The following is a 335-nucleotide window of genomic DNA, read 5'->3' on the forward strand; positions in this document are numbered from 1 at the left end:
AACGGCGGGACATCAACTGCGGTACTGCGATATAAGAAAGGGCAAATTACTAACAAGGATTTAAAGCAATTAAAACAGAATTTTGCCGATAGTCAGTTGAAACAGAATGGCGGCTTAGTTGCAATTGATGACACTATGGAGTTTACTCGTTTAAAAATTCCGACTGAGGTTTTAAACTTTTTGAATTCGTATAAATTCAGTACGAATCAAGTTGCGAAAGCATTTGGCCTGCCCGTTAGCAAACTAGGTGTGGAAACCGTTAATACATCTATTACACAGGCTAACTTAGAGTATCTCCAGTCCACCTTGGATCCAATTTTTAAAATGATGATTGC

1 protein-coding gene is annotated in these 335 nt (G+C 38.2%); it reads left to right on the plus strand.

Annotated features, from left to right (window positions below):
* The coding region (locus FC24_RS07430; RefSeq protein ID WP_157059100.1) for a phage portal protein at positions 1 to 335 on the plus strand (335 nt) is incomplete at both ends.

Origin of the sequence: Loigolactobacillus rennini DSM 20253 (assembly GCF_001436505.1) — a bacterium.
In the GTDB taxonomy this organism is placed as follows: Bacteria; Bacillota; Bacilli; order Lactobacillales; family Lactobacillaceae; genus Loigolactobacillus; species Loigolactobacillus rennini.